12 protein-coding genes and 1 pseudogene are annotated in these 25,451 nt (G+C 70.6%); 3 read left to right on the forward strand and 10 right to left on the reverse strand.

Going from position 1 to position 25,451, the window contains the following annotated elements:
- Positions 1-19 precede the first annotated feature (19 nt).
- A complete protein-coding gene (locus tag ACH34T_RS03455) occupies positions 20-1,483 on the reverse strand; it encodes an NF041680 family putative transposase (protein ID WP_395990459.1) in 1,464 nt (487 codons plus the stop codon).
- 103 nt (positions 1,484-1,586) lie between these two features.
- Here ACH34T_RS03455 and ACH34T_RS03460 point away from each other — a divergent pair, with 103 nt between their 5' ends.
- The 3 genes from ACH34T_RS03460 to ACH34T_RS03470 all read left to right on the forward strand — a co-directional run bounded on the left by ACH34T_RS03460 (position 1,587) and on the right by ACH34T_RS03470 (position 5,129).
- Complete coding sequence (locus ACH34T_RS03460) at positions 1,587-1,958, forward strand: hypothetical protein (protein WP_395990460.1); 372 nt, start codon at positions 1,587-1,589, stop codon at positions 1,956-1,958.
- A gap of 163 nt (positions 1,959-2,121) precedes the next feature.
- Positions 2,122-2,634, forward strand: coding sequence for a hypothetical protein (locus ACH34T_RS03465; protein ID WP_395990461.1), 513 nt, complete (start codon positions 2,122-2,124; stop codon positions 2,632-2,634).
- A gap of 350 nt (positions 2,635-2,984) precedes the next feature.
- Positions 2,985-5,129, forward strand: coding sequence for an NACHT domain-containing protein (locus tag ACH34T_RS03470; protein ID WP_395990462.1), 2,145 nt, complete (start codon positions 2,985-2,987; stop codon positions 5,127-5,129).
- Here ACH34T_RS03470 and ACH34T_RS03475 read toward each other — a convergent pair.
- From ACH34T_RS03475 to ACH34T_RS03515, 9 genes and pseudogenes are all read right to left on the reverse strand, one after another.
- Positions 5,126-6,340 carry an IS256 family transposase gene (locus tag ACH34T_RS03475; protein ID WP_395990853.1) on the reverse strand — a complete coding sequence of 405 codons (1,215 nt, stop codon included), beginning with the start codon at positions 6,338-6,340 and terminating at the stop codon, positions 5,126-5,128. The two genes, ACH34T_RS03470 and ACH34T_RS03475, sit on opposite strands and share 4 nt — an antisense overlap.
- 206 nt (positions 6,341-6,546) lie before the next feature.
- Positions 6,547-11,853: an acyltransferase domain-containing protein gene (locus ACH34T_RS03480; RefSeq protein ID WP_395990463.1), complete on the reverse strand. Its 5,307-nt coding sequence runs from the start codon at positions 11,851-11,853 to the stop codon at positions 6,547-6,549.
- Positions 11,854-12,146: 293 nt separating this feature from the next.
- Positions 12,147-13,052: an alpha/beta fold hydrolase gene (locus tag ACH34T_RS03485; protein WP_395990464.1), complete on the reverse strand. Its 906-nt coding sequence runs from the start codon at positions 13,050-13,052 to the stop codon at positions 12,147-12,149.
- Positions 13,049-14,023, reverse strand: a complete 975-nt coding sequence (locus ACH34T_RS03490) for an NAD-dependent epimerase/dehydratase family protein (protein ID WP_395990465.1) — start codon at positions 14,021-14,023, stop codon at positions 13,049-13,051. The genes ACH34T_RS03485 and ACH34T_RS03490 overlap by 4 nt, the downstream gene beginning before the upstream one ends.
- Positions 14,020-15,573, reverse strand: a complete 1,554-nt coding sequence (locus tag ACH34T_RS03495; RefSeq protein ID WP_395990466.1) for a fatty acid CoA ligase family protein — start codon at positions 15,571-15,573, stop codon at positions 14,020-14,022. Before ACH34T_RS03495 ends, ACH34T_RS03490 begins: the two co-directional genes overlap by 4 nt.
- Positions 15,567-16,571 carry a 3-oxoacyl-ACP synthase III family protein gene (locus tag ACH34T_RS03500; RefSeq protein ID WP_395990467.1) on the reverse strand — a complete coding sequence of 335 codons (1,005 nt, stop codon included), beginning with the start codon at positions 16,569-16,571 and terminating at the stop codon, positions 15,567-15,569. The genes ACH34T_RS03495 and ACH34T_RS03500 overlap by 7 nt, the downstream gene beginning before the upstream one ends.
- Complete coding sequence (locus tag ACH34T_RS03505) at positions 16,568-17,125, reverse strand: acyl carrier protein (protein WP_395990854.1); 558 nt, start codon at positions 17,123-17,125, stop codon at positions 16,568-16,570. Before ACH34T_RS03505 ends, ACH34T_RS03500 begins: the two co-directional genes overlap by 4 nt.
- 42 nt (positions 17,126-17,167) lie before the next feature.
- A pseudogene (locus ACH34T_RS03510) lies at positions 17,168-24,390 on the reverse strand (SDR family NAD(P)-dependent oxidoreductase); the annotation flags it as partial.
- Positions 24,390-25,292: a helix-turn-helix domain-containing protein gene (locus ACH34T_RS03515; protein ID WP_395990468.1), complete on the reverse strand. Its 903-nt coding sequence runs from the start codon at positions 25,290-25,292 to the stop codon at positions 24,390-24,392. The pseudogene ACH34T_RS03510 and the gene ACH34T_RS03515, both read right to left, overlap by 1 nt.
- Positions 25,293-25,451 lie beyond the last annotated feature (159 nt).

A 25,451-nucleotide genomic window follows, 5' to 3' on the forward strand; every position in this document is an offset into this window, starting at 1 on the left:
GGTTACTGGTGGTGATCGTTCACGCTCGGCGGCGGGGTTTGGTGCCCTTCTTGTGGTGAGCGGGACGTGCGTAAGCTTCGCCGGTCGCGAGCATCAGCCCGACGTCGTGGCGTGACGCTGTGTGCTTGTTCTGGGAGCCTGGTGGTCGGCCGGGGCCAGGCCGTCCGGGTTTGGGAACGGCGGCGGGCAGTGGGCACTTCTGGCGGAGGTTCCGAAACCCCCGCCGGACTCTCGTGGGGGTGAGTTTGCGGGCCGGCAGGGGCCGTTCCCAGGGCCGTCGCAGGTGGCGGGCGAGTCGGAGCTGGGTGTGGGCGGCGATGATGAGCCAGGTCCACCGGTCGGCGGCCGCAGCGTCGCGGAGCCTGGGTGCGGTCCAGCCGAGGGTCTGCTTGAGCATCCGGAAGGTGTGCTCGAGATCGAATCGGCGCAGGAAGCTCTGCCAGAGCCGGTCGAGATCGGCGGCCGTGGCGTTAGTGCCCGACCACCACAACCAGATCGGCTTGGGGTCGCCACCCGAGGGCAAGTGGTCGACCTGGAGACGGATGACCGTCCCGGAGATGATGGGGAGCTCGTCCGAGAAATCGAGCCAGGCCGCTCGGCGAGTGAGGCGGGGATGGAGCCGATCCCAGCAGGACGCGGCCGCTGCTCCATAACGGTCGGTCCGCGTGAGGGTCTCGGCCTGGGGTTTGCCCCAGGTGGCGGAATCGCCGAAGCCGAACTCGCCGCCATGGCGGGGCAGCCGACCACCAAGTGGGTTGGCGGCAAAGAACTCCTCCCGGGACGGCGCCGGGCGGCGGAAGACCCGGTCGGAGCGAGTGCGACCGAGTGCCTCGACCGGCAGATCCCGTAGCAAGAACGCCAGGCGCGGGACGTCGTAGCCGGCGTCGAACACGATCAGGAACGGCGGGTCGCCGTCATGGTGCTGCCCGGCCGCCAGTAGCCGCTCGACCACGCCACGGACCTGGGCGGCGGTCACCGCGGCCAGGTCCGCGCCCGGCTCCAGGCGAACGGCATCCAGCAGCGCTGTCCATGACGTCCGGCCGGTCTCCAACGCGGCGACGAACGAGTACGGCCAGCCCGGGATCATCGGGTGCTGGTTCTTCCCGCGCCCGTAGGTGTGGCAGAACGACCGGTCCGGACTGGTCGCGGCGTCGGGCCGCAGCCACGGCGAGACGTCCGCCGCCAGCACGATTCGCCCGTCCGCCGCCCGAGGGAGTGGCAACGCCGTCATCGCCCACCGCAACCGCGCCACGTCGATCCGACCGCAGTTCAACGCGTCATACATCGCCCCATGGCCACGCCGATGTTCCGGCGCCAGCGACAGATCCACCAGCGCCCTCACCGGCCCATCTGTGCACAACACCACCTCGGCCAGTTCAAACAGCGCGTCCGCTCGCGCGGTCAGGCACCCGAAGAATTCCGTCCGGAATCCGGACAACACCGCAAGCGCCTCGATACGAGCAGGCTCCGCCAGCACACCCATCCTCACGTCGTTGGGAGAGTTCACAGCGTCCGATACGAATGATCATTGGTAGCTCGCGCCGCTGTCTGGGGATCCCGGAAACTACCCATGGGACGATCAAGGCGTGGGCGAAAGAGTTGGGGTTGTGAGCGCAGGTCCTGCGGATGACCAGGGCAGGAAGCGTTGGCTCCTGATATCGGACGGCAGCAGCGAACGTATCGACGCGAGCCTCACCGACGATCAGATCAAAGCGCGATTCAACCTCGATCGCGTCACACGGGCACCAAAGATCGAGTTCTGTGAAGGGCTCCTCCTCAACGGACCACTCGCCGGGACGAACGCCTACGCCGTCAACGAACTCGGCTTCCACGTCCAGCTGACACTCCCACCCCGACAGCCGGGCGGGCAGATGGTCACCTACGAAGTCGTCACACTGAGCACCGACGGCAGACCCGCCGAACTCCGCTACGCATCCGAGGCAACCCAACGGGGTTAAACGACAAGCTCAGACCTGGCCTGCGCCGCCGACGCGGCGACCGGAGGGCTGGTCATCGATCGCCTCGCCGCCATCTACGACCACGTCTACATCGACGAAGTGCAGGGACCTGGCCGGCTACGACCTGGAACTCTTCGACCTGCTATTCGTCTCGCCCATCGCCGTGACCGTCGTCGGCGACCCGCGTCAGGGCACCTACTCGGCCAATGACTCCGGTAAGAACCGCAAATACCGCCGCCGGGGCGTCGCTGACTGGCTCAAGAAACGCACCGACCGCTGCGCCATCCAAGAACACACCCTCAGCTACCGCTGCAACCAGCAGATCTGCGACTTCGCCGACGCCCTCTACCCCGACCTGCCCCGCACCGAGTCCAAGAACAACGACCTCACCGGACACGACGGAATCTTCTTCACGCCGGCCCAGGTCGCCTCTTACACGGAGCAACACCAGCCCACCGTCCTGCGCTGGAACCGCAAGACCAACACCCTTGGCCTGTCAGCGACGAATATGGGCCAATCCAAGGGACAGACCTTCGACCGCGTGCTGATCTTCCCCACCAGCAAGATGAAGACCTACCTGCACACCCGTAACCTCGCAGACGCAGGCGACCGCGCCAAGTTCTACGTCGCCGTCACGCGCGCCCGCCACAGCGTGACCTTCGTTATAGGCGGCTGACCCAGACGCCCTCTGCAGTGTCTTCGCCCTTAGCGAGAGCCAGCGTGTCGTGGGCATGGGGGAGATGCCGACCCTTCGTATGAGCGCAGGCGGCGATTCGGAGGCGGGGGCGATTGATATCGACCTGGTCACTTGTATGCCGGTCAGCGCAGTAACTGCGTCGGCGGACGCTGCCTGGGCGGCTGCCGGCAGCCTTCGCCTGGCCGGGGGAGGTGCTGGCAAATACGCCCTTAGTCCCTGGAGCTCCCAGCCAGTTTCCTGGCCGGGAGCTCGGCCACATTGAGACGGATAAGGCGGAACTTGTCCCGTTCAGAGTCGGGCTGGCCGATAATTGAGCGGTGGTGCGGTGCTTGGATGCTCTGCGACTGGTCGCGGGCGGCTTCCTGATACTGGGGTTGAGCCTGGGCGTCACGGCGTGGACGTCGGCGGCGGTGTTCTCCGAGGGCGAGGCTTTCAACCGGAACGTCGGCATCGCTAACATTCTGGGGGCGTGCTTCGGGGCTCTCGGGCTCGCCGGGTTGGTGTTCGGATGGCTGACCAGGTCAATGGTGCTTCCCACCGCCGTGATCGAGGAGGCTCGGGCCGGGCTCGCCACCAAGGTGAAGGAGCAAGAGGTCCTTAACCGGAAGCTTATTCTGGGTCCGCAGCGGGCCGTCCCGGCCAGACCGCCGCTCTCGAACGGGGCCGGGCTGGAGACCAGGTCGTGGCGCAGTCTCATCAGCTTCCGGCGTTCACAGCGGACGCCGCACGACCTTTCGACCATTGGCGACTTCTATGAGGAGCTGAACACTCAGCGGCTCCTGATCACTGGGGCCCCGGGTGCCGGAAAAACGGTGCTCCTCATTGAGCTCGCCCTGCAGCTGCTCGAACGGAACCAAGGCGAGGGTGCCCCGGTACCCGTTCGGATCAGCATGGCGGGATGGCGCGCCGAGAACGTCTCTGTCAAAGAGTGGATCGCCGACCGGATCGCCCGGGACTATTCGATCGCGCCCCGGATCGTGCGGAAGTTCATGGAGCGGGGGGCAGTCCTTCCGCTTCTGGACGGCCTGGACGAGATGGAACGCGATCCCGAGCACCCGGCCTCGGCGAAACGTGCGGTCGAGCGGCTGAACGACTACCACGCGGAAATGCGAAGATCGGTGATCACCTGCCGGGACGAGGAATTCAGCGACCTGCGCAAGGACAATCTCGAATTTCCAGGAACGGTCTCGATTCAGGTCCTGCCGCTGGACGTCGATCGCATCGAGGAGTACGTCAAGGCGGCCTTTCCCGAAGGTGACATGCTCTCCGCCTGGCAGGAAAAGATCGCCCACATGCGGCGCCACCCGGACGGGCCGATCGCCCGAGTTCTCGGCGCTCCGCTGTGGCTCTTCCTTGCCACGCGGGGCCGTCAGGGACTCGACCTCCTTGACGAAGCCGTCCCGGTCGAGCGAACCAAAGGCCGTCTGCTCAACGGATTCATTGCGGAGGCAGTTGGCCGGAACGGAAGGTATTCCGAGCCCGAGGTGCGGCGGTGGCTGCAGGAGCTGGCCCGCCTCCTTCACCGTCAGGCCGTCGCGGGAGGCTCAGGCACCGACATCGTTCCGTACCGGCTCTGGCGAGCGATCGGGCGGGTGTCGACAGTTCTGGGCCTGGGAGCGGGGGTCGTCATCACAATGGGAGGCCGCCTGGCCGCTTCCAGCCCGCTGGAACTGACGCTGGGGATTCTCGACGGCCTTGTCCTGTGCAGTGTGCTGGTCGTTCTCTGTCAGCCGCCGACGGTCGGCCCGCCGATCAGGTCGTTCTTCGCCGGGTCCGCAGGGGCCGAGCCACCGTTTCGCGAGTCGCTGAGAAGCATGCTTCGGTCGTATTCGACGATCTGGGCGCCTTACCGCAGAGCATTGCTGATCACCCTGTTCCTCATGGCCGCGATGACCGGGTTCGGCGGGGTGGCTCAGGGCTCCGACTGGGATGGGGCACTTCGACATACCCTTGCGAGAGTGACCGTCATTCCGCTCATCGTGGTCGTCGCGCGCTACGTCATGCGGGATGTCCGGGAGAGCTATGAGGCGAAGTTTGAACTCCACTCACATTCGAAGAAGAGGATCACCCTCCGAACCTGGACCCCTCTGCTCGCACTGATCCCCATCGTTTTCGTGATAGCCATCTCAGGCACGAAGGAGGAAGAGGCCAGCCTCAACCACGTCGGCCCCTTTTTCCGCGACGCCGACAACTGGACTCTCATCCTGGTCCTCTTCCTCGTGCTGAGTGCCGTCTTTCTGTGCAACGTGTACGCGCTCGCCTATGAAGCGGCTCGCGGGCAGCTGCCACTGCGCTTTGGGCGCTTCCTCGACTGGGGAGTCGAGGTCGGTCTCCTACGCTTGTCCGGGACGGCCTACCAGTTCCGCCATATTGAACTTCAGCGCCTTTGCTCACCGGAAGCCCCCCGGAGCCGTAACCTGCAACCGGTGGGGGAGTGTCCAGCTTTCGGTGTAACTCGATCTTGTGCTTTCTAGCGGTGGTTGGTGGACAGGCGTCCTTCGAAGGCGATGTCGAAGGCGTTGAGGGCGGGCTTCCAGCGGCTGATCCAGCGTTTCTGGCCTTTGCCGGTGGGGTCCAGGCTCATCACGGCGAGGTAGACGCACTTGAGGGCGGCCTGCTCGGTGGGGAAGTGGCCGCGGGCCTTGACCGCGCGGCGGATGCGGGCGTTCACCGACTCGATGGCGTTGGTGGAGCAGACGACGCGTCTGATCTCGGTGTCGAACTGCAAGAACGGGACGAATTCGGCCCAGGCGTTCTCCCACGGCCGCACGATCGCCGGATAGCGCTCGCCCCAGGCCTCGGCGAACTCCAGGAACCGGTCCTCGGCCGCCTCGGCGGTGGGCGCGGTGTAGACCGGCTTGAGCGCCTTGGCCACAGCGTCCCAGTGCTGGCGGGCGGCGTAGCGGAAGGTGTTGCGCAGCAGGTGGATGATGCAGGTCTGGGTCAACGCCCGCGGCCACACGGTTTCGATCGCATCCGGCAGGCCGCTCAGCCCGTCGCACACCACCATGCAGGCGTCGGCGACACCGCGGCTGCGGATCTCGGTGAGGACCTGCAGCCAGTACTTGGCGCCCTCGCCGCCGTTCCCGGCCCATAGCCCCAGGATGTCGCGCCTGCCATCGACCATGACGGCCAGCGCGATGTAGATGGGCCGGTTGGCGACCTGCCCATCGCCGATCTTGACGTTGATCGCGTCCACGAAGATCACCGGATAGACGGGATCGAGCGGCCGGTTCTGCCACTCACTCATGCCCTCGATGACCTTGTCGGTGATGGTGGAGATGGTCTGCTTGGACACGCTCGCCCCGTAGACCTCGGCCAGGTGCGCGCTGATCTCCCCGTGCGTGAGGCCTTTGGCCGATAGCGACAGCACCATCTCGTCCACCCCGCCCAGCCGGCGCTGCCTCTTGCGGACGATCTTCGGCTCGAAGGAGGCGTCCCGGTCCCGTGGAACCTCGATCTCGACCGGCCCGGCCTCGGTGATCACGGTCTTGGCCCGGTGCCCGTTACGAGCATTCCCGCCGCTCTGGTCGGTCCGTTCGTAGCGGTCCCGGCCCAAGTGGTCGGTGATCTCGCCTTCCAGCGCCGACTCCAGCACCTGCTTGGTCAGCTGCTGCAGCAGCCCGCCCTGCCCAGTCAGCTCCAGGCCCTGCTCACGAGCCTGGGCGACCAGCCGGCCGACCATCTCCCGATCCACTCCAGCCGCCGTCAGGGGCAACTCGTCGGACTCGGCCACCACGGCCCCCGTCATCACTTCGGTCGTCATCAGGTGTCACTCCTTGATCAGGAGTTACACCGAAAACCGTACAGACCCTCGCGAGCCGAAGCGTGAGGGCCGCACCAAGGTCGGCGCAGGGGCACTTTGTCGGCTGGTCCGCAGCGGATCGTTGTTCAGGTGGGGGCGACGGTGGTGCGCAGGTAGTTGGTGAGGTCGTCGAGGGTGGGGTGCTGCCAGAGCAATGTGGCTGGGAGCCGGGTGTTCAGTCGGTGTTCGAGCCGGACCCGGATGGACAGGGTCATCCGAGAGTCCAGTCCCATTTCGATTAGAGGGCGTAGGCGATCGATGTCGTCGGCGGGCATCTGCAGTTCATGGGAGATCTCCTGGGCGACGGTATCGGCGATGAGGGTGTGCTGTTGGTCTGGTGTGAGGGTTGCCCAGTCGAGGGCGTTGTCGTTGTCGGTGGGGGCGGGTTGGGTGCTGTCGGGCGGGTTCAGTTCATTCAGCAGCGGCAGCGGGGTGCGTGGACGGGCCGTGATGGGCAGGACGATGGCGTGGTGCAGGCCGAGGTGCTGGGCGTGCTCCCAGCAGCGGAACGCTGTGTCGGCTGATACGTCGCCGGTGCCGGATATCGACATTTCCTGGGTGAAGATGTCGGTCGCGGTGGCGTACAGGCCCAGGTTGCGCCAGCCGGGCCAGGCCAGGGAGATGGTGTCGCCGCCGCGGTGGTGGGCGAAGGCGTCGATAAAGGCGTTGGCGGTGGCGTAGGCGCCTTGGCCGGTGCTGTGGATGAGCTGGCCGATGGAGGAGTACAGCACGAAGAAGTCCAGGCTGCCGGGCGGGAACAGGTCGTGCAGCACCAGGGTGCCGTCGATCTTGGGGGCGAGGACGGCGTGCAGGATGTCAGGGTCGAGTTGGGTGATGAGTTGGCTACGGCTGATGCCGGCGATGTGGACGATTCCGCGGATCGGCGGCAGGTGGTCGGTCAGAGCGGTCAATGCGGCTGCGGTGGCGTCGTGGTCGGCGACGTCGGCCGTGGCCAGGTGAATGCCGGCGCCATGGGCTTCCAGGGCGCGGACTGCGTCGATGCGGGCGCGGACGGTCGGCGGGTGCTCGCTGTCCCAGGTGGAGCGGGCCGGCAGCGGTGTGCGGTTGAGCAGGATGAGTCGTCGCGCTCCCCGAGTCAGCAGCCAGTGCGCGGTCTCGATGCCCAGTGCGCCCAGGCCGCCGGTGATCAGATAGGTGCCGTCGGGACGGCATGCCGGGGCGGGGGCGGTGTGGGGCGCCGGGGCGGGCGGAGCGAGGCGGGGGATGTGGACGTCGGCGCCGTCGATGCGGTAGGTGTCCTCGCCGCTGGTATCGGCCAGGACGGCGGCCAGGGTGGGTCCGTGGGGCGCGGCGGTGTCCAGGTCGATGTGGCCGGCCCATAGCTCAGGGTGCTCGCCGGCGGCGGCGCGGCCGGCGCCTCGCAATACCGCATGAGCCAGGGCGTCGGGGGTGTCGGCGGTCGTGGTCCGGTGCGTCAGGGTCCACAGACGCGGATACGGTCCGGCTGTGGCGCGGCTCAGGTGCTGGATGGTCTCGAACAGCAGCCAGGCGGCGTGTTCGGCGGTGCCGGCGATGGGGTGGCGATTCTCGCGGTCGCCGTCGCTGGGGGTGGGGCGGGGGGAGGGGACCACCAGGACGGCGGTGGCCGGGTCGATGAGACCGGAGCAGCGTGGCAGGCCCTGGGGGGTGGTGACGGTGACGGGGATGCCGGCTGCGGCGAGCGCCCGGTCCAGCCAGGTGGGGGGCGGCGTGCTGGCGGTGACCACGATCGCCTGCCGCGGCGGGGTGGCCTGGGAGGAGGGTGTCCAGCGGCGCCAGTGGACCTGATGTGTGATCTTGTGAGGGGCGGCCGGGGTGTCATCGGTGCCGTGGCCGAGGGGGCTGAAGGTCAGATGGTGTACGGCGGCGAGCATGCGGGTGCCGGGCGCGTCGGTGACGGTGATGTCGATGCTGCCGTCTGCCGTGTCGCGCTTGATGTCGACGGCGACGTTGTCAATGGGGTCACCGTGGACGCTGACCCGGCCCACTGCGCTGGGCATCTGGGGTTCGGGGTCATCAAGCAGCAGAACCGAGCTGACGCTCATGGCGGCGTCCAGAAGCGGAGCCCAGTTGCCGGCCGGGGAGTTCGCCGGCCGGGGAACCTGCACGCGGGCTCGCAGGGTGTGCGGGCCGCGGCGCAACTCGCTCAGCTGCCACCCGAACGCGAATCCCTCCACGCCCAGCGGCTCCAGCAGTTCCAGCAGGCGGTGGTGGTCCATGACGGTGTCGCACTCATCAGCCAGACCGGCCAGATCCGGCGGATCGGGCGCATCGGCTGTGGACTGGTCTGCCGCCGTCAGCTGGGCGGTGGTGTGGGCGAGCCATCCGGTGGCGGCATCGGCGCCTTCGGCCTGGGAGAACAGGGTCGCCCGGCCATCGCGCAGCACCACCTGGACGCGGCGGGCCGGCGCGGTGGGGACGGGGGTGCGCAGGGTGATGTCGTGCAGGACGCCGCAATGGCCGCTTTGGCGGGCTGCGTCCAGGAAGGTGTTGATCAGGGTGGCCGCGGGGACGATGTCGACGCCGTGCACCTTGTGCTCGTGGGTGAAGGGGCGGTGCGCGGCGTCCAGCCGGGTCTCCCACAGTCGCTGTCCTGCGGCTTCGGCGATCTGTGTGGGCGTGCCCAGCAGGCTGCTGGAGTCGGGGTCGTGGCCGCCGTGCGGGACGAGCGGTTTGGTCCAGAACGTGGTGTGCTGCCAGCTGGTTCCGGGCAGGTCCAGCAGTTCTCCGCTCCAACGGGCCGTGCCGCTGTCGATGCGCAGCCCCGCGCAGTGCAGGGCGGCCAGGTTGGCCAGGAGTTCGGCGGCGCCGGTCTCGCGGCGCAGGGAGTGCGCGATGGCGAAGTCGTCGATGTCATGGTGTCCGGCTACCGTCTCGGTGATCGAGTGTGTGACCACGGGGTGCGCGGAGACCTCCAGGAGCAGGCGGTGCCCGTCGGCGGCGGCCGCCGTCACCGCCTGGTGGAAGCGGACCGGGTTGCGTAGATTCGCCTGCCAGTACCGAGCATCGCGGGCGATCTGGCTTCGCGGGTCGTCCAGGGCGGTGGTGTACAGGGGGATGGTGGGCGCGTGGACGGTCAAGCCGGCGGCGGCCTCGGCGATGCCGGCCAGGAGCGGGTCCATGTGGGCGCTGTGCGAGGCGACGGTGGTGGTGATCGGCCGCACGAACACCTGCTGCTCCTGCCACCGGCGACACCACCGCTGGACGGCATCGGTATCACCGGAGATGACGCAGGAGCCTGGTGAGGAGTGCACAGCGACGGTGACGGGCTGGTCGGCTAGCTGCTCGCGGGCCTCTTCGGCGCCCATGCCGACCAGGGCCATCGTCCCGTGGCCCTGGGCGGCGCGCATCAGGCGCGCTCGTCGGCAGGCCAGGCGAGCACCGTCGGTCAAGGAGTACACGCCGGCGGTGACGGCGGCCGCGATCTCTCCCAGGGAATGCCCGATCACCGCGGCCGGCCGCACACCGTAGGATCGCCACAGCGCGGCCAGTGCGACCTGCATCAGGTACGTCAGCGCCTGGACGTGGGCGATATCGTCCAACGGATCATCGGTGAGCGCGGCACGGCAGTCGATGCCCAGTTCCTGGGCGAACACGGGCTCGCACTCGGAGAGAACATGCTCGAATGCTGGCTCTGCCAGCAAGGCGGCGCCCATGCCCCTCCAGTGCGAGCCCTGCCCAGAAAACACCCACACCGCATCGGTTGGCCGCGCTGTGATCACCCGGCCCACGGCGACTCCCTGTCTTGGCTCGCCGTTGCCAAGCGCTCGCAGTCCCTCAAGGAGTTGATCGGGATCTGCTGCGACGGCGACGCCGCGCCACACCAGCGCCGAGCGACGCGCCATCAGCGTGTGTGCCACCGAGGACAGATCCGGCGTGATGGAGCCGCCCAGATGTGCGGCAAGGTCGGCGGCGCTGGCGCGCATACCTCGCTCGGACATACCCGAGCACACGAACATTCTCGGCTCCCGCGACAGAGCAGCCGAACTCCGGGCGGCCTGGTCGGCATCACTGTGGTCGACCGCGGTGCCGCCAAGGCCTGCCCGCCGGCGCCTGACCGGCTGCCTGCGGTTCGCGCCGGATTCGGGTGCCTGTTCGAGCACGATGTGGCCACCGGTACCGCCCGCGCCGAAGTTGGACAGCCCAGCGCGGCGTGGGCGTGCCCGCGTCGGCCAGGGGGTGGTCTCGCGTACCACGTGCAGGCCGGACGTTGGCCAGTCCAAGGCCGGATTGAGCGGGTCGGAGACTCCGGCAGTGGCTGGGATGACGCCCGCGCGCAGGCACAGGACGGTTTTGATCAGTCCGGCCACGCCGGAGGCGGCCTCCAGGTGGCCGATGTTGCCCTTCACTGAGCCGATCAGGCACGGATCGTCTTCCGGCCGTGCGCTGCCGATCACCTCCGCCAGCGCGGTCGCCTCGACCGAGTCGCCCACCGGCGTGCCCGTGCCGTGCGCCTCCACGTAGTCCAGGTCCCTCACATCGATCCCGACATGGGCGTAAGCGGTACGCAGCATGTGGGCCTGGGCGGGGGCGGAGGGAGCCATCATGCCGACCGTCCAGCCGTCCTGGTTGACGGTACTGCCCAAGATGACGGCCAGAACCCGGTCACCGTCGGCCTGAGCATCCGCCAGGCGCTTCAACACCACAATGCCTACGCCTTCGCCGCGCCCGTAGCCATCGCCGCAGGCGGAGAACGGTTTGCTCAGGCCGTCCGGGGCGAGTGTCCCAGCCTCATCGAGGCCGAGCATCGGCGCCGGGCCGATCATCAGGTGCGTCCCGCCGGCCAGCGCCAACGGGATCTGGCCGGTCTGTAGGTGCTGCACCGCCAAGTGCAACGCCGAAAGGCTGGAGGCACAGGCGGTGTCCACAGCCATACTCGGCCCGTGCAGGTCGTACAGGTGTGAGATCCGGTTCGGCACGCCGTAATGGAACGCTCCCGACACCCGCATCGCATCGACCTCGGGCAGGTCCGCCAGCAGTTGACGACCGTAATCGCTGTCGGCCACGCCGATGAACACGCCGGTATCGGTGCCCGCGATGCTGCGCGCGGGAATCCCGGAGTGTTCCAAGGCACGCCACGTGACCTCCAACGCCAGCCGTTGCTGAGGGTCCATCACCCGCGCCTCCCGGGGGGAAATCCCGAAGAACTGCGCATCGAATCCCTGAATGTCGTCCAGGAACGAGCCAGACCGCACGACGCGACGCAGCACTCCGTCGACTTGCGGGCTGGCAGCCCGGAACGGCTCCCAGCGCTCCGACGGAACCGGCCCGACAGTCCGGCGACCATCCATCATCAGCCGCCACAGCGCATCGACCCTGTCGATGTCCGGCGGCAGCCGTAGCCCCATCCCCAGCACGGCGACCGGCCACCTGGCAAGATCCAAACCCGGCATATCGCTCTCCCGCAATACCTGACGGTGACGCCGGCGTAGGCTGCGGCTCCCTCATGCAGCGGCCGGCGAGATGCGGGCGAAATGCCCTATGCCAACACGAACATGACGGCGGTAAGCAAAGTCACTCCGCGTAGCAACATGATAATTACCTTGAGTCAATATGTGTTGACTGGTAATGATCGCCGTATCGGAGAACGCGCCGAATGGGTAGGGAAGCGGGGGAACCGCTGAGTTTCCTGTTCGGCTCGTTGACCGCGATAGTGGGCGCGTCGCTTGAGGCCGGAGTCGAGGGCTCATTCGCAGAGGAAGCCGCGCAGGGCGGTCAGGAACCGGTCACCGGTGTCTTCGAGCAGGTAGTGGCCGGCGTCCCGGTAGACGTGGCTGCGGGCGGCGGGGAAGCGGCGCTGCCATTCGCGCAGGAACGCCTGGTCGAAGACCGGATCCCGCAGGCCCCATCCGATCAACGTCGGCAGGTGCGCGAACTGCGCCAGCGCCTCGCTCGTTGTGTGCAGGAGCGGCCAGGCCCGGTCGCCGGGCCGCAGCGGGATGTCCTGCACGAAGCGCTGGATCGCGCGGCGGTGCTCGGGCCGGTCGTAGGGGGCCAGGAAGGACGCGCGCACCGCGCGCGGCAGCGGCCGTCGTACGCCCAGCGGCGGGAGGGTCGCCAGCCGCGCGAAGGCGTTGTGCCGCAGGAACAGTCGCTCCCCCAGCCGGGTCTCGCGCAGCACCCACAACGGCAGCCGCAGGACGGGCCGGGCCCGTTCGCCGTACGGGTTGGGGAAGGCGGCGGTGTTGCACACGACCAGGCGGGCGACGCGTTCGGGGTGGCGGGCGGCCCAGGCCATGACGATCGGGCCGCCCCAGTCGTGCATGGCCAGGGTCCAGCCGCGCTCGGGCGCGCCCCGGTCCGCGATGAGGTACTCGATCAGGGCGTCTAGGTCGTCGACGCGGGCGGCCAGGGTGTAGGTGTAACGGTCCTCGCCGGGTTTGTCGGACAGGCCCATGCCGATGTGGTCGGGCGCGATGCAACGAAATCGGTCGCGCATCGCCAGGACCGGCCGCCGCCACAGGTAGCTCCAGGAGGGATTGCCGTGCACGAACAGGACCGGCGGCCCGGCCCCCTCGTCGATGTAGTGCTGCCGGAGCCCGTCGCGGCAGTACCAGCGGGAGGCGAAAGGGTAGCCGGGAAACCGGGTCATCGGACGGCCTCTGACAGTCGCGCCAGTCCCTCGGCCGTGCTCACCCGGGGCCGGTAGCCGAGGTCGCGGCGGGCGGCGGAGATGTCGAACCAGTGCGCGGTCGCGGCCTGGTTCACCAGGAACCTCGTCAGCGGCGGCTCGCGCCGCAGGCCCGGCAGGCGGCAGCCGAGCTCCACGAGCCCGGCCGCCACGCAGGCGGGCCCGACCGGTAGCCGCCGCGTCACCACGGGGAGGCCGGCGGCGGCCAGCAGGGAGTTCACCCATTCGCCGAAACCGCAGGGCTCGCCCTGGGTGATGAAGTACGCCCGGCCGCACAGGGGCGATCCGGGCCGCAGCCGGTCCAGTGCGAGCAGGTGGGCGTCGGCGGCGTTGTCGATGTGGACGGTGTCGACCAGCTTGTCGGTCGTGCCGAGCAGCCACAGGCGATGGCGGCGCGCGGCGAGGCGGGGCAGGAAGTGCGGGTCGCCGGGGCCCCAGATCAGGTGCGGCCGCAGCGCGACCGTGGGGATCGGGTTTCCGGCGGCGGCCAGGACCAGTTGCTCGGCCGTGGCCTTGGTCCGCGGGTAGGCGGCCAGGAACCGGCGGGCGTATGGCACGGACTCGTCTACCCCCTCCAGGTCCCGTCCGTCGTGGACGACGCTGGGCGAGGACGTGTGGACGAGCCGCGCGCCGACATGGGCGCAGGCGCTGAGCACGTTGCGGGTGCCGTCCACGTTGATCTCCTCGTACTCCGCGTGGCGTCCGCCGAGCCCGGCCTTGGCGGCGCAGTGCACGACGGCGTCGCATTGGTCCGCCGCGGCCAGCACCGCCGTGCGGTCGCGGATGTCGGCGACGTGCTGGGTGACGCCCAACTCGTCCAAGGCCGCGTAGCGGCGGCGGCTCAGGGAGTGCACGGTGTCGCCGCGGGCCGCCAGCGCCCGGCAGATCGCCGCGCCGAGGAAGCCGCCCCCTCCGGTGACCAGGATCCTCATCGCCGCCGCCGGGCCCAGGCCGCCAGCTCATCGCGGCGGATCTTGCTGTTGTGCCGTGCGTCGACGGGAAACCGGCGGCGGAACAGCACGTCGCGCAGTCCGAAGGGGTCGGCCGCCAGGATCGCGGCCTTGATCCGCGCGCGGGATGATCCGGGCTCGGGCTCCACCACGAGCACCGGCTCGCGCCCGACCTCGACGAGCGCGACCCGGTGTACGCCCGGGACCGAGGCGAAGACCTGCTCGACCTGGTCGGTGTACAGGTCGCCCGCGCTCGTGCGCACCCGCTCGGACCTGCGACCGGCGAACCACAACCGGCCCCGCTCGTCGAGCCTGCCCAGGTCGCCCATGCGGTGCCAGGTCCGGTTCCCGTCGGCGATCCGGGCCAGCTCCGTCGCGCCCGGGCGATTCAGGTAGGGGTCGCTGACGGCGGGCGAGGCGACGGTGATCTCGCCGATGGTGCCCGGCGCCGCCGCCAGGTCCTCGTTCCACCGGGTGATGGGCTCGTCGCTGATGCCGATGACGCGGACGTCGACGCCGGGCAGGGGCGCGCCCAGGCAGGTCCCGGCCCCGCGTGCGGTCGCGGGGCCGGTCGCGGCGAGCTCGCGGCCGTCGATCGCGGCCACCGGCATGCACTCGGTCGCCCCGTACACCGACAGCACCCGCGCGTCCTCCCGCAGGCAGCCGCGGACGCGTTCGAGCACCGGCATGGCCAGCGGTGCGCCCGCCGTCGCCACGTCGTCCAGCGAGTCCAGCACCGGGCCGCGGGCCGCGCAGTGCCGCGCCAGCCGGTCCAGCAGCGCCGGCGGCGCGAACAGCCCCGCCACCCCGTGCCGCCGGATGTCGCGGACGAGGGCGGCGGGGTCGGCATGGACGGGACGCCGCGGGTCCATCTCGGGGATCACCGCGGTCGCCCCGAACGCGACGCCCACGAGCATGAACGGCGGGAACGTCGACATGACCGGGACCCCGGGCCGCCACACGCCCAGGTGTTCGAACAGATCGAACTGTGCGGCCAGGTGCCGGTAGCGCAGCGGCACGCCCTTGGGAGCGCCTGTCGAGCCGGAGGTGTAGCCGATCAGCGCCATCTCGCCGGGGCCGGGCGCCTCCCACTCGGGCGGGCCCTCGCGGCCGAACCCTTTCCGGCGGCCGGCCGTGATCGCGATGCGGACGCTGCCGCGGCCCCACCCCAGCAGCAGCCGTGCCGCCTGGGCGCGCGGGACGCCGATGAACGCCTCGGGAGCCGCCTCCCGCAGGCAGGCCCGGACGGCGGCGGGCGGCAGCCCGGGATCGACCACCACCGGCACGGCGCGCAACCGGAACACGGCCAGCAGCAGCGTCAGCAGTTCCCGCCCCGGCGGGACCAGGACGACGGTCCGGATGCCCGGGCCCAGGCCCGCCCGCTGCAGCGCCGACGCGGCGCGGTCGACCAGCGCGGACATCTCCGCGTAGGTGACGGGCGGCCGCCCGGCGTCCAGGCAGGCGATGGCCTCGGGGTGGTCTCGGACCCGGCCCTCGACCAGGGCGGTGACGTCGGTGCCGGGGCTCACCATCGGAACACGATCAATCCGGCGCTGAACCCGCTGGCCAGTCCCAGGAACGCGACCAGGTCACCGCGTCGTACGCGGCCGGACGCGGTGGCCATGGCCAGCTGCAGCGGAAGGGTGGCGGCGGCGACGTTGCCGTGGTCGGCGATGGTGACGATGGTCTTGTCGCGGGGGATGGCGTAGAGGTCGCACACCGCCCACAGCGCGGGCAGGGCCGCCTGGTGAATGCAGATCACGGCGAAGTCGTCCCAGGTCAGTCCCTGATCGGCGAGGAACTTGACGAACCCGTCCGGGTCGATGCTCCGTACGCCCTCGGTCAGCCCCACCGCGTCGACGGCGAAGTTGCCGACGCGCATGTCGCCGGGACGATGGATGATCGGCATGGTCGCGGCCTGCCAGGCGGGCGAGTGCGCGGCGAAGCGACAGGCCAGCACACCGGCCTCGGCGCCGGCCTCCAGGAGCAGCGCGGCACCGGCGTCCGACAGGGTGTACCCGGCGGCCACGTCGACGAAGGCGCGTCGGTCGGCGACGATCCGTGCCATGTACATGGTGTTGATCTCGCCGCAGGCGATGAGGACGGTCCGGTAGCGGCCGGTGGTGATGAACGCGTCGGCCACCTCGATGGCGTTGCACACGCTGTTGCAGGCGTTGCGGATGTCGAAGACCGGGCACGACAGGCCGAGCTTGGCCGCCACCGGGTTGGCGTTGGCGGGTTCGATCACGTCCATGCTCACCCCGGTGAACAGGAGCAGGTCGACCCCGTCGGGACTCGTGCCGGTGCGGTCGAGGACCTTCCGGGCGGCGGTGACGGCCAGGTCGGAGGGGCGCTCGGTCAGCGGGGCCAGGTGACGGCGCCGGACGCCGCTGAACCGTTCGACCAGCCCGCGGGGGATCTCCAGGCCGGGGTTGAGGTCGGCTATCTGGTCCTCCAGCTCGGCGGTGGTGACCGTGCGCTCCGGGAGGTGGGCGGCGACCGCCGTCAGCCGCGTGCGGATGGTGCTCACGACCGCCTCCGATCGGAGATGCCGAGATACAGCAGGAGGGCTTCGGCCAGGCCCGCGATGGTTCCGCCGCTGTTGAGCAGATCCATCGGGGAGATCTCCACGTCGAAGCGGCCGCTCAGCGAGGTGATCAGCTCGGCTGTCATGAGCGAGTCCAGGCCGTAGTCGTCCAGGCGGCGGTGGTGGTCGAGCCGTTCCGGGTCGATGTGCATGACCTTGGCTACCTCCTTGGCCAGCTGCTCGGCGACGACGGTCAGTGCCTCGGTGGGAGGCAGGGCGGCCAGCAGGGTCCGCAGTTCGTCGGCGGTCTGGTCGGGGTCCTCGCCGGCCGAGACGAGCGCGCCGAGGCGCGGTGCCCTCGCGGTGCGGTAGAACCGTCCCGCTCGCGTCCAGGCGAAGCGGCCGACGGCGGTGACGTCGGCGTCGGCTGCCAGCAGTTCGTCCAGCGCGGCGAGGGCCTCGGCGGAGCCGATCGTCTCGAACCCGACCGAATCCAGAAGGCCGCCCAGGTCGTTACGGGCGACATAACCCGCGTCGCCGATGACTCCCCAGGCCACGGCCAGCCCGGCGGCGCTCTCCCGGCGGCGTCGGCGGACCAGCGCCTCCAAGAACAGGTTCCCGGCGACGTAACCGGCTTGGCGGATGTTGCCGACGGTGGCCGTCGCCGATGAGTACATGCAGAACATGTCCACGTCCCGGGTCAGACCGTCGAGGACCATGCCGCCGGCCATCTTGGGCGCCAGCACGGCGGTCAGCCGCTCGTCGGTCAGTTCGGTCAGCTCCTCGTCGTCGAGGTGCATGGCCGCGTGCAGCACGCCCCGCAGCGGGTGCCCGCCCTCGGCGAGCCGGTCGGCGATGCGCGCCATCGCGTCCGGGTCCGCGCAGTCGGCGGCGTACGCGGTGGCCCGCACGCCCCGGTCTTCAGCGCGGCCAGCAGCGCGGGCGCCTCGGGGGCGTCGGGGCCGCGGCGCGAGACCAGCGCGAGGTGGCGGGCGCCCCGGTCGGCCAGGTGCCGGGCGGTGGCGGCGCCGAACCCGCTCAGCCCTCCGGTGACCAGGTAAGTGCCGCTGGGATCCAGGGCGAGCGGTGCGGGCCGCCGCTCCACTTGGACGGGCCCATCGAGTCCGTCCAAGGAGACGACCACCTTGCCGACATGCCGCGAATGCTGCATATGCGCGAACGCCTCGGCGACTCGGGCGGCGGGGAAGACACCATAGGGAAGGGGCCGATATCTCCCCGCGCGAACCCGCTCGATGACCTCGGCTAACAAGTCCGCAGCGATTGCGGGGTCGGCCAGCAGCGCACCGATGTCGACCGTGGACATGGTGATGTTGCCGCTGAAGGGACGAAGGGGCACGGGGGTGTCTTCGAGGATGTCGCGCTTGCCCAGCTCGATGAACCGGCCGCCGGGGGCCAGCAGGTCCAGACCGCGGATCAGCCCCTGCCCGGCGAGCGAGTTGACCACCACGTCGACGCCGCGGCCCTCGGTGACGCTCATGACGGCGGGGACGAAATCCAGAGTGCGCGAGTTGAACACGTGCTCAGCGCCCAGGGCGCGTAGCAGGTCGCGCTTGGCCTCAGTGCCTGCCGTGGCGATGACGCGGGCGCCGAGGTCGTGGGCGTATTGCAGGGTTGCCAGCCCGACGCCCCCGGCGCCGCCGTGCACCAGCACCGTCTCGCCGCGCCGCAGCCGCGCCACCGTGTGCAGGGCGCGGTGCACGGTCGCGAACGCCAGCGGAATCGTGGCCGCCTCGGCGAAGCCCATCCCCTCGGGGATCGGGGCGGCCGCCCGTGCGTCCGTGACGACATGGGAGGCCAGCGCGTCGGGCGCGATGCCGAACACCCGATCCCCGGCCGCGAACTGCCGGACGCCGGGACCGACCGCCGTGACGACCCCCGCGAAGTCGAGCCCGATGCCGCCGCCCTCGACGGCCCAGGCGGGCAGCCGCCCGGTGGCCTGCACGATGTCGCGGTAGTTCAACGCGACGGCGCGCACGGCGACGGCGATCCCGCCGGGCGCGGGCGGGTCGGGCGGTGGATCGGCCGGCACCCAGGCCAGGCGGTAGGACAGCCCCTTGTCGCGCACGTCGAGTCGGTAGGTGTCCCCGTCCGCCGCCGGGGCCGTGTCCGCCGGGCGCCGGACCTCGCGGGGCACGAAGCGGCCGCCCGCGGTCAGGGCGATCTCGTCCTCGTCGCCTACGGCGAGCAGCTCCAGCGCAAGCCGCCGGGCGTCGCCGGTCCCGGTGCGTTCCAGGCTGATCCGCCGCACGTTCAATGCGGTGTGCTCGTTGGCCACGGTCCGCGCGATTCCCCACGCCGCCGCGTCCGCCGTTACCTGCGGTTTCTCGGGCGCGGGCAGAGCGCCGCTGGGACGGGTCACCACCACCAGCGAACACCGCACCGCCTCGGGTATCCGGCGGCCGGCCGAGACGATGGTGCGCAGGATCGCTGCACGCCGCACGGTCAGCGCGGCAGCGTCGGCGTCCTGGGGTGGCTCGCCGAGCAGCAGCGTGACCGTCACATCCTCGTGCCCGTCGGCGCGGAGCCGCAGAGCGGAGGCCCGCACCGCTTGCACCGTCGCGCTGGCGGCGGCGAGCAGCGCGGCGGTGGCCTCCGCCAGTGGCAGTTCGGCGTCGGTCTCCGCCGCGACGATGTGCAGGCCGCGCGTTGCCGGAAGCAGGTCCGGCGGGCTCGGGTCGGCGGGTGTGGTGCGGGCGAGGAATACCGACGCGTCACTTGCGCCGGGCTCCCGGTCGTCGCCGGTCTGGACGCTCTCGGGGAAGCCGCACTCGCGCAGCAGCCCCGGCCACCGATCGCGGTCGATCAGCATGGTGGCGGGCCGGTCGGGGTCGCTGTCCGCGGCCCAGAAGCCGTCCAGGGCGCCGAAGATCGGCGCCAGCAGCCACGGGTTGTGGTGCTCGTACGCCAGCAGGTGACCGCGCGGTGCCAGCAGCGCGGCCGTGTGCCGCAGCGTGGCGCGGATGTCCTTGCCGGTGTGCAGGGCGTTGCCGGCCACCACCAGGTCGAAGCCACCCGGCGGGAGGCCCTGCTCCGCCGGGTCGGCGTCGAGGTCCAAGGTGCGGTAGTCGACGAAGTCGTACACGGCGAAGCGCTGCCGGGCCCCGGTGAAGAAGTACGAGGAGACATCGGTGTAGGTGTAGCGCGTGCGCTCGGCGGGGAGCAGCGGCAGGAGGGCCGCGGTCATGCCGCCGGTGCCCGCCCCTACCTCCAGGATTCGCAGCGGCCGGTCAGCGGGCCAGGCCGCCACGATCTGTTCCAGGAGGGCCTGGGCGATGCGGTTGTGGAACCGGCATACCGGGTCGATGTCGTAGAACTGCTGCAGCAGTTCCTCGCCGCCGCCCTCCACCAGCATCCGCACCGGGTCGCATTCCCCGCGCAGCACCGCCGGCAGGTTCCGCGTCATGTGCGCGCTCAGCGCAAGGAAGGCGCCGTTAGGCGGGACGTCCGCGTCGTACCCGCGCACGTCGGCGGAGACCAGCCGCCACCGGCCGCCGGAGGCCGGAACGGCCAGGCCGTGCCGTTCCAGCAGCGGCAGCATCAGCTCGTACCACTTGGCGTGCCAGGGCGCCGCTCCGGGGGTGAGCAGGTCGGCCACGGTGAACTCGGCCGCCCGGCCGTCCAGCCGAGCGATGATCGTCTCGGTGGCGGAGTGGGCGGCCACCCGAAGGAGACGGTGCGCAATCCCGTCATAGCCCTGCCCGTGCCAGTCTCGCCGGAGCCGGTCGATCCGTGCGGCCGCGCCCGTCTCGATCTGCGCGGGAGCCGGCAGCGGGCTCGGGCCGGCGGGCCGGTCGGGGTACGGGGCGGCGCGCATCACCGTGTGGTAGTGGGTCACGGCGTCGTCCGCCCGTCCGCCGGTCCGCCGCAGCCGTACCCCCTCCAGCTCGATCGCCACGGCGCCGTCGGGATCGGTGACGGTGACGTCCCAGCACACCTCGTCAGCCGTACGGGTGCGGTCGCGTACGTGCACCAGTCCCCGTGGTGAGGGGGGCCGCCAGATCCGTACGGCATCGAACGCCGCCGGCACGTGGGGCTCCGCGTTCTCGGCCGCCAGCGGCATCCCTGCCTGCAAGGCGCCGTCGAGGAGCGCGGGATGGACCTCGAAGCCATCGGTCGGCCCGTCGTACCGGTAACCGGCCAGCACCTCCCCGGCACCGACCCGGAGTTCCTCCAGGACCTGGAATGCCGGGCCGTAGCCGAACCCGCCCCGCTCGCACATCCGGTGGTGCTCGTGCCGGTCAACGTGCCGCCCGCAGCGCTCCCGCAGGCTCGCGACGTCGATCGGCTCGGGAGCGGGGGCCAGTAGCGCGCGAACCCGCCCGCGAGCGTGCCGCCGGGGCGCTCCGGCCACGGTGTCGGTGCTGGTGATGTCGACCGCGCCGTCCCGTTCGGCCACGCAGGTCTGCAGCCGCACGCCGGTCGCTTCGGCCCAGTCGACCACCAGCATCCGGGTCAGCTCCAGCCGGTTGATCTCCACCGGGCCGCCGAGCGCGCGCCGGCCGGCCGCCAGCGCCATCTCCACGTAGGCGGCGCCCGGGTACACCACCACCCCGGCGATGCGGTGGTCGGCCAGCCATGGCACCAGCGCGGGCTCGATTGGCCCCTGCCAGGAGGGCCCGGCGGCGGGTAGCCGCTCGCCCAGCAGCGGGTGATCCAGGCGGCCGTCACCGCTGGACCACACCCACGACAGCGGACTCCTGGCCCATAGCCGTTCGCGCTGCCACGGATACGCGGGCAGGGTCACGACCCGGCCCGGACGTGGAAAGAACGCCGTCCAGTCGATCTCCGCACCCGCCGCCATCACGGCGGCCGTGGCCCGCTCCACGGCCTCCGGTCCGTCGGCGTCGCGACGCAAGGTCGTCACCACGGGCCCGGCGGCGATGCGGCACAGGTAGCCTCCGAGCACCGGTTCGGGGCCGACCTCCACCAGCACCTCGACGCCCGCGGCGAGGAGCCGTTCGACAGCGGGGGCGAACAGGACCGGCTCGCGCACATTCCGCCACCAGTGCCCCGCGTCCAGGTCCGGGCCGGTCACCAGGTCACCGCCGACCGTGGACGCGAGCGGAATCCGCGGCGTCGAGGCGCGCAGCCCGGCCAGCGCCTCCATCAGTGGCTCCTCGATCGGGTCCATCGCAGCGGTGTGGAAGGCGTAATCCAGCTCCAGCGCCCTGACGTGCGCCTTCTCCTGCACCAGGTCCTCGGCGAAGCGCAGAAGCTGGTCCTGGGGCCCGGCGACCGTGACGTCGCGGTCGCTGTTGACCGCGGCCAACTCCAGCCCCTTGTATCCGGCCAGAAGGCGCTCGGCCTCGACGCGAGGCAGGCCGACCGCGGCCATCCGGCCCGCCCCGGCCGTCGGCGCCTGCGCCCGGCTGCGCGCTGCGACGACCCGGGCCGCGTCCTCCAAGGTCAGCGCACCGGTCGCCCAGGCCGCGGCGATCTCACCGACGCTGTGCCCCACGGCTGCGGCAGGCCGGACACCGCGGACGCGCAACATCTCGGTCAGGCCGACCTGTACTGCGAACAGCAGCGGCTGGGCCACCTCCGTGGCCGACAACCGCCATTGCCCGGCGGGTGCCGCCATCTGATCGGCCACCGACCAACCCAGGCAGGGGACGAGCGCGGCGTCCACGCGCGTCACCGCGTCACGGAACACCTCATCGGCGCTCAGCAGGTCGGTCCCCATCCCGGCCCACTGTGAACCGTTGCCGCTGAACACCAGCCCCACCCGGCCGCGGTCGGCCGCCCGCCGGGGGACGGCGGTGTCGGCGGCCAGCCGCTCGGCGGCGCGGGCGGGGTCGCGGGCCAGAACGGCGCGCCTGTAGGGATGCCCGCCCCGCCGCATGCAGGAGGTGTAGGCGACGTCGTAGAACTCCTCCGGCGGCGTGCCGTCAAGCCGCTCGGCCATTCGCCGGGCCGCCGCGGTCAGCGCCTCCGGCGATCGCGCCGACACCATCACCGGCAGGAGGCCGTCCCGCGGCTGCGCCGGTTCGGGCCGACCCGGCGGGGGCGCCACGATGACGTGCGCGTTGGCGCCGCCGAACCCGGCCGAGCTCACGCCGACGTACCCGGCGTCGACGGGGCGGGGAACGGTGACCACGTCCAGCCGCAGCCCCGCGAAGTCGATGCCGGGGTTGGGTGGGTCGGCGTGCAGGGACGCCGGGATCCGCCGGTGCCGCAGCACCAGGAGCGCCTTGAGCAGCCCCGCCATCCCCGAGGCGGGCTCCAGGTGCCCCAGGTTGGACTTCACCGATCCGATCGGCAGCCCTGCACCGGTGCGCCGCAGGCCGAGGGCCCGGCCGATCGCCCGGCACTCGGCCGGGTCACCGGCCTGGGTGCCGGTCCCGTGCGCCTCCAGGTACACCAGCAGGTCCGGATTGACCCCGGCCTCCTGGTAGACCCGCCGCAGCAGCGCCTCCTGGGCCGCGGAACTCGGCAGCGCCAGCCCTCTGGTGCGGCCGTCGCAGTTGGCGCCCCACCCGGCCAGCACGCCGTGCACCCGGTCCCCGTCGGCGATCGCGTCGGCCAGCCGCTTCAGCACCACGACCGCGCCGCCCTCGGCCCGGACGAACCCGTCGGCCCCGGCCGAGAAGGCCGCGCACCGGCCCGACCGTGACAACATCGCCGCCTGCGAGAACCCTACGTACCCGTAAGGATTCAGCAGGACGTGCACCCCGCCCGCCAGCATCACCCGGCTGCGGCCGCCCGAGGCCAGCTCCTGACAGGCCCGCTCCAGTGCCGTCAGCGATGACGAGCACGCCGTATCGATCGCCATGCTCGGCCCGTGCAGGTCGAAGACGTATGACAGGCGGTTCGCCGCGATTGACAGCGTGCCACCGGTCATCGAGTAGGCGTTCATCGAGCCCGGCGTCTTCGTGCCCAGCACGCCGTAGGAACCGTCGGAGACCCCGACGAACACCCCTGCCTCGGATCCGGCCAGGAGGGCCGGGTCGATCCCCGCGTCGTCCAGGGCCTCGACGGCCATCTCCAGCAGCAGCCGCTGCTGCGGGTCCACATGCGCCGCCTCCTTCGGGGAGATCCCGAAATAGTCGGCGTCGAAACCCGTCAGGTCCTCCAGGAACCCGCCGGCGGCGGAATAGCTCTTGCCCGGCCGCGGCATAGCCTCATCGACGAACCGCCCTACCTCGAAGCGGTCCGGCGGCACCCGCCCCACCAGATGACGACCCGCTTCCAGGGCCGTCCACAGCCGCTCCAGGTCGGTGATCCCGCCCGGCAGCCGCAACCCGACGCCGACGATCGCGACCGCCCGCTCTCCGAACCCGTCCGCGTGCATACCCATTCCCTTCCAATGGTCGGGGGCCCAGAGCTCCGACCCAGAAACCTGAACCTTGACTCCGAGTCCGAACAATGTCCGCCGAAGGCGCATCTCGGTGACGTCGGTGCGCCGCCGACGCCGGGGTGCCGATCCCGCCTGTGGCACCGATGCGCGGCGGCTCCAAGCTGCCGGGTGGCCCGCGAGCTCGTCACCCAGCGTGAGAATTGCCGGGAGCACGGACCCGAGCGGGCGGTTTTCGGGGTGACCATCGCTGTCGGCGTCCACCGTGACGTCGTCCGCCACCGGGACCCGGGCGGTCAGCACCGCCTCGTCCCGGGGCGTCCGCCGTGCCAGTCGGCCATCAGGTCCGGCGTGCAGACCGCTGGCCGAGCAGCGGACGACAGCGGGGGGCGAGTCCTCGAACGCGAACGCGGAAGTGCGCGGCGCCGCACCGCTCACCGGCTGGATGCGTTTCACCAGACCGGCCCCGGCGAGTACCGGTGCTCTGGCGGAGGTGCGGCCGGCCATCAGTCCGCTCCGCGCATCCGGCTGGCCGGCTCGATGCCGATCCAGGTGATCGAGCCTGGCACCCGCTCCGGCTTGGCGATGAACCCGTGCATCGTATGGATCGGTGCGTCGACCGGCCCCGCCAACCGTTCCGGGTGGGCATCGATGAACGATGAGAACGCCCGGACCAGATCCAGACATGAGTAGGCGGCCAGGGCGGGATGCGGCACCACCGCATCGCCTTCCGGTCCGGACAGCCAGTTCCGCAGTTCGGGCGTGTGCCAGCCGGGGTCGCCGTTCCACACCGCATGCAGCCGCAGCCCGCTCTGGGTGCAGACGACGTTGGTGAGAAACGACAGCACCGGCCCTGGCCACCATCCGCCATCGACCGCCCGTCGTACCGCTGGTATCGCGTGCATCGGGTCGTACGGCCACACGTCGGTTCTCGCCGGCGGATCCACCGCCAGCACGATCATGGCCACCGGCAGCCCGAGACACAGCCCCGCCACGACGAGCCGCGATGCCCGGCCGTCATGGGGCCGCAGCTCCCACCTGCGCCACACGTTGCGCACCGTGGTCGGGCAATAGCCCAGGTCAGCGGCGATCGACCGGGCCGTGACCGGCGCCGCGTCCGCAGCCGCGAGTGTTGACAGCAGAACCTGGATCTCGTCCACCGACAGCGGCCGGCCGCTGCGCGGCGTGTCCGCCAGGCCGGCGAGTCCGGCGGTCTCGTAACGCCTGCGCCAGTGCCGTACGGTCGGCTGCGTCACACCGGTCCGTTCGGCGATTTCCTTGTTGGGCAGGCCGTTCGCGGCCAGCAGGATGATGCGCGCGCGTTTCGCCAGCGCGTCGTCCGCGGCGGCCCACTTTGTCAGCCGGTCAACGTCGCCGGCACGCAGATCGAGGTTCGAAGCGACCCGCATTTATCGATCTCCAAAATTAATCGATCTCCAGCCGCGACCGAGGAAGTCAGGCGAAACGCGACATGACGAACATGTCGCGCCTCCTTTCGTTCGGCGGCAGAATCCAACAGAAGCTCAGCGTGCAGGGGATGTCAAGAGTGTCGTCACAAAGAATCAAAA

The organism is Actinomadura sp. 9N215 (genome assembly GCF_044326345.1).
GTDB lineage: Bacteria > Actinomycetota > Actinomycetes > Streptosporangiales > Streptosporangiaceae > Spirillospora.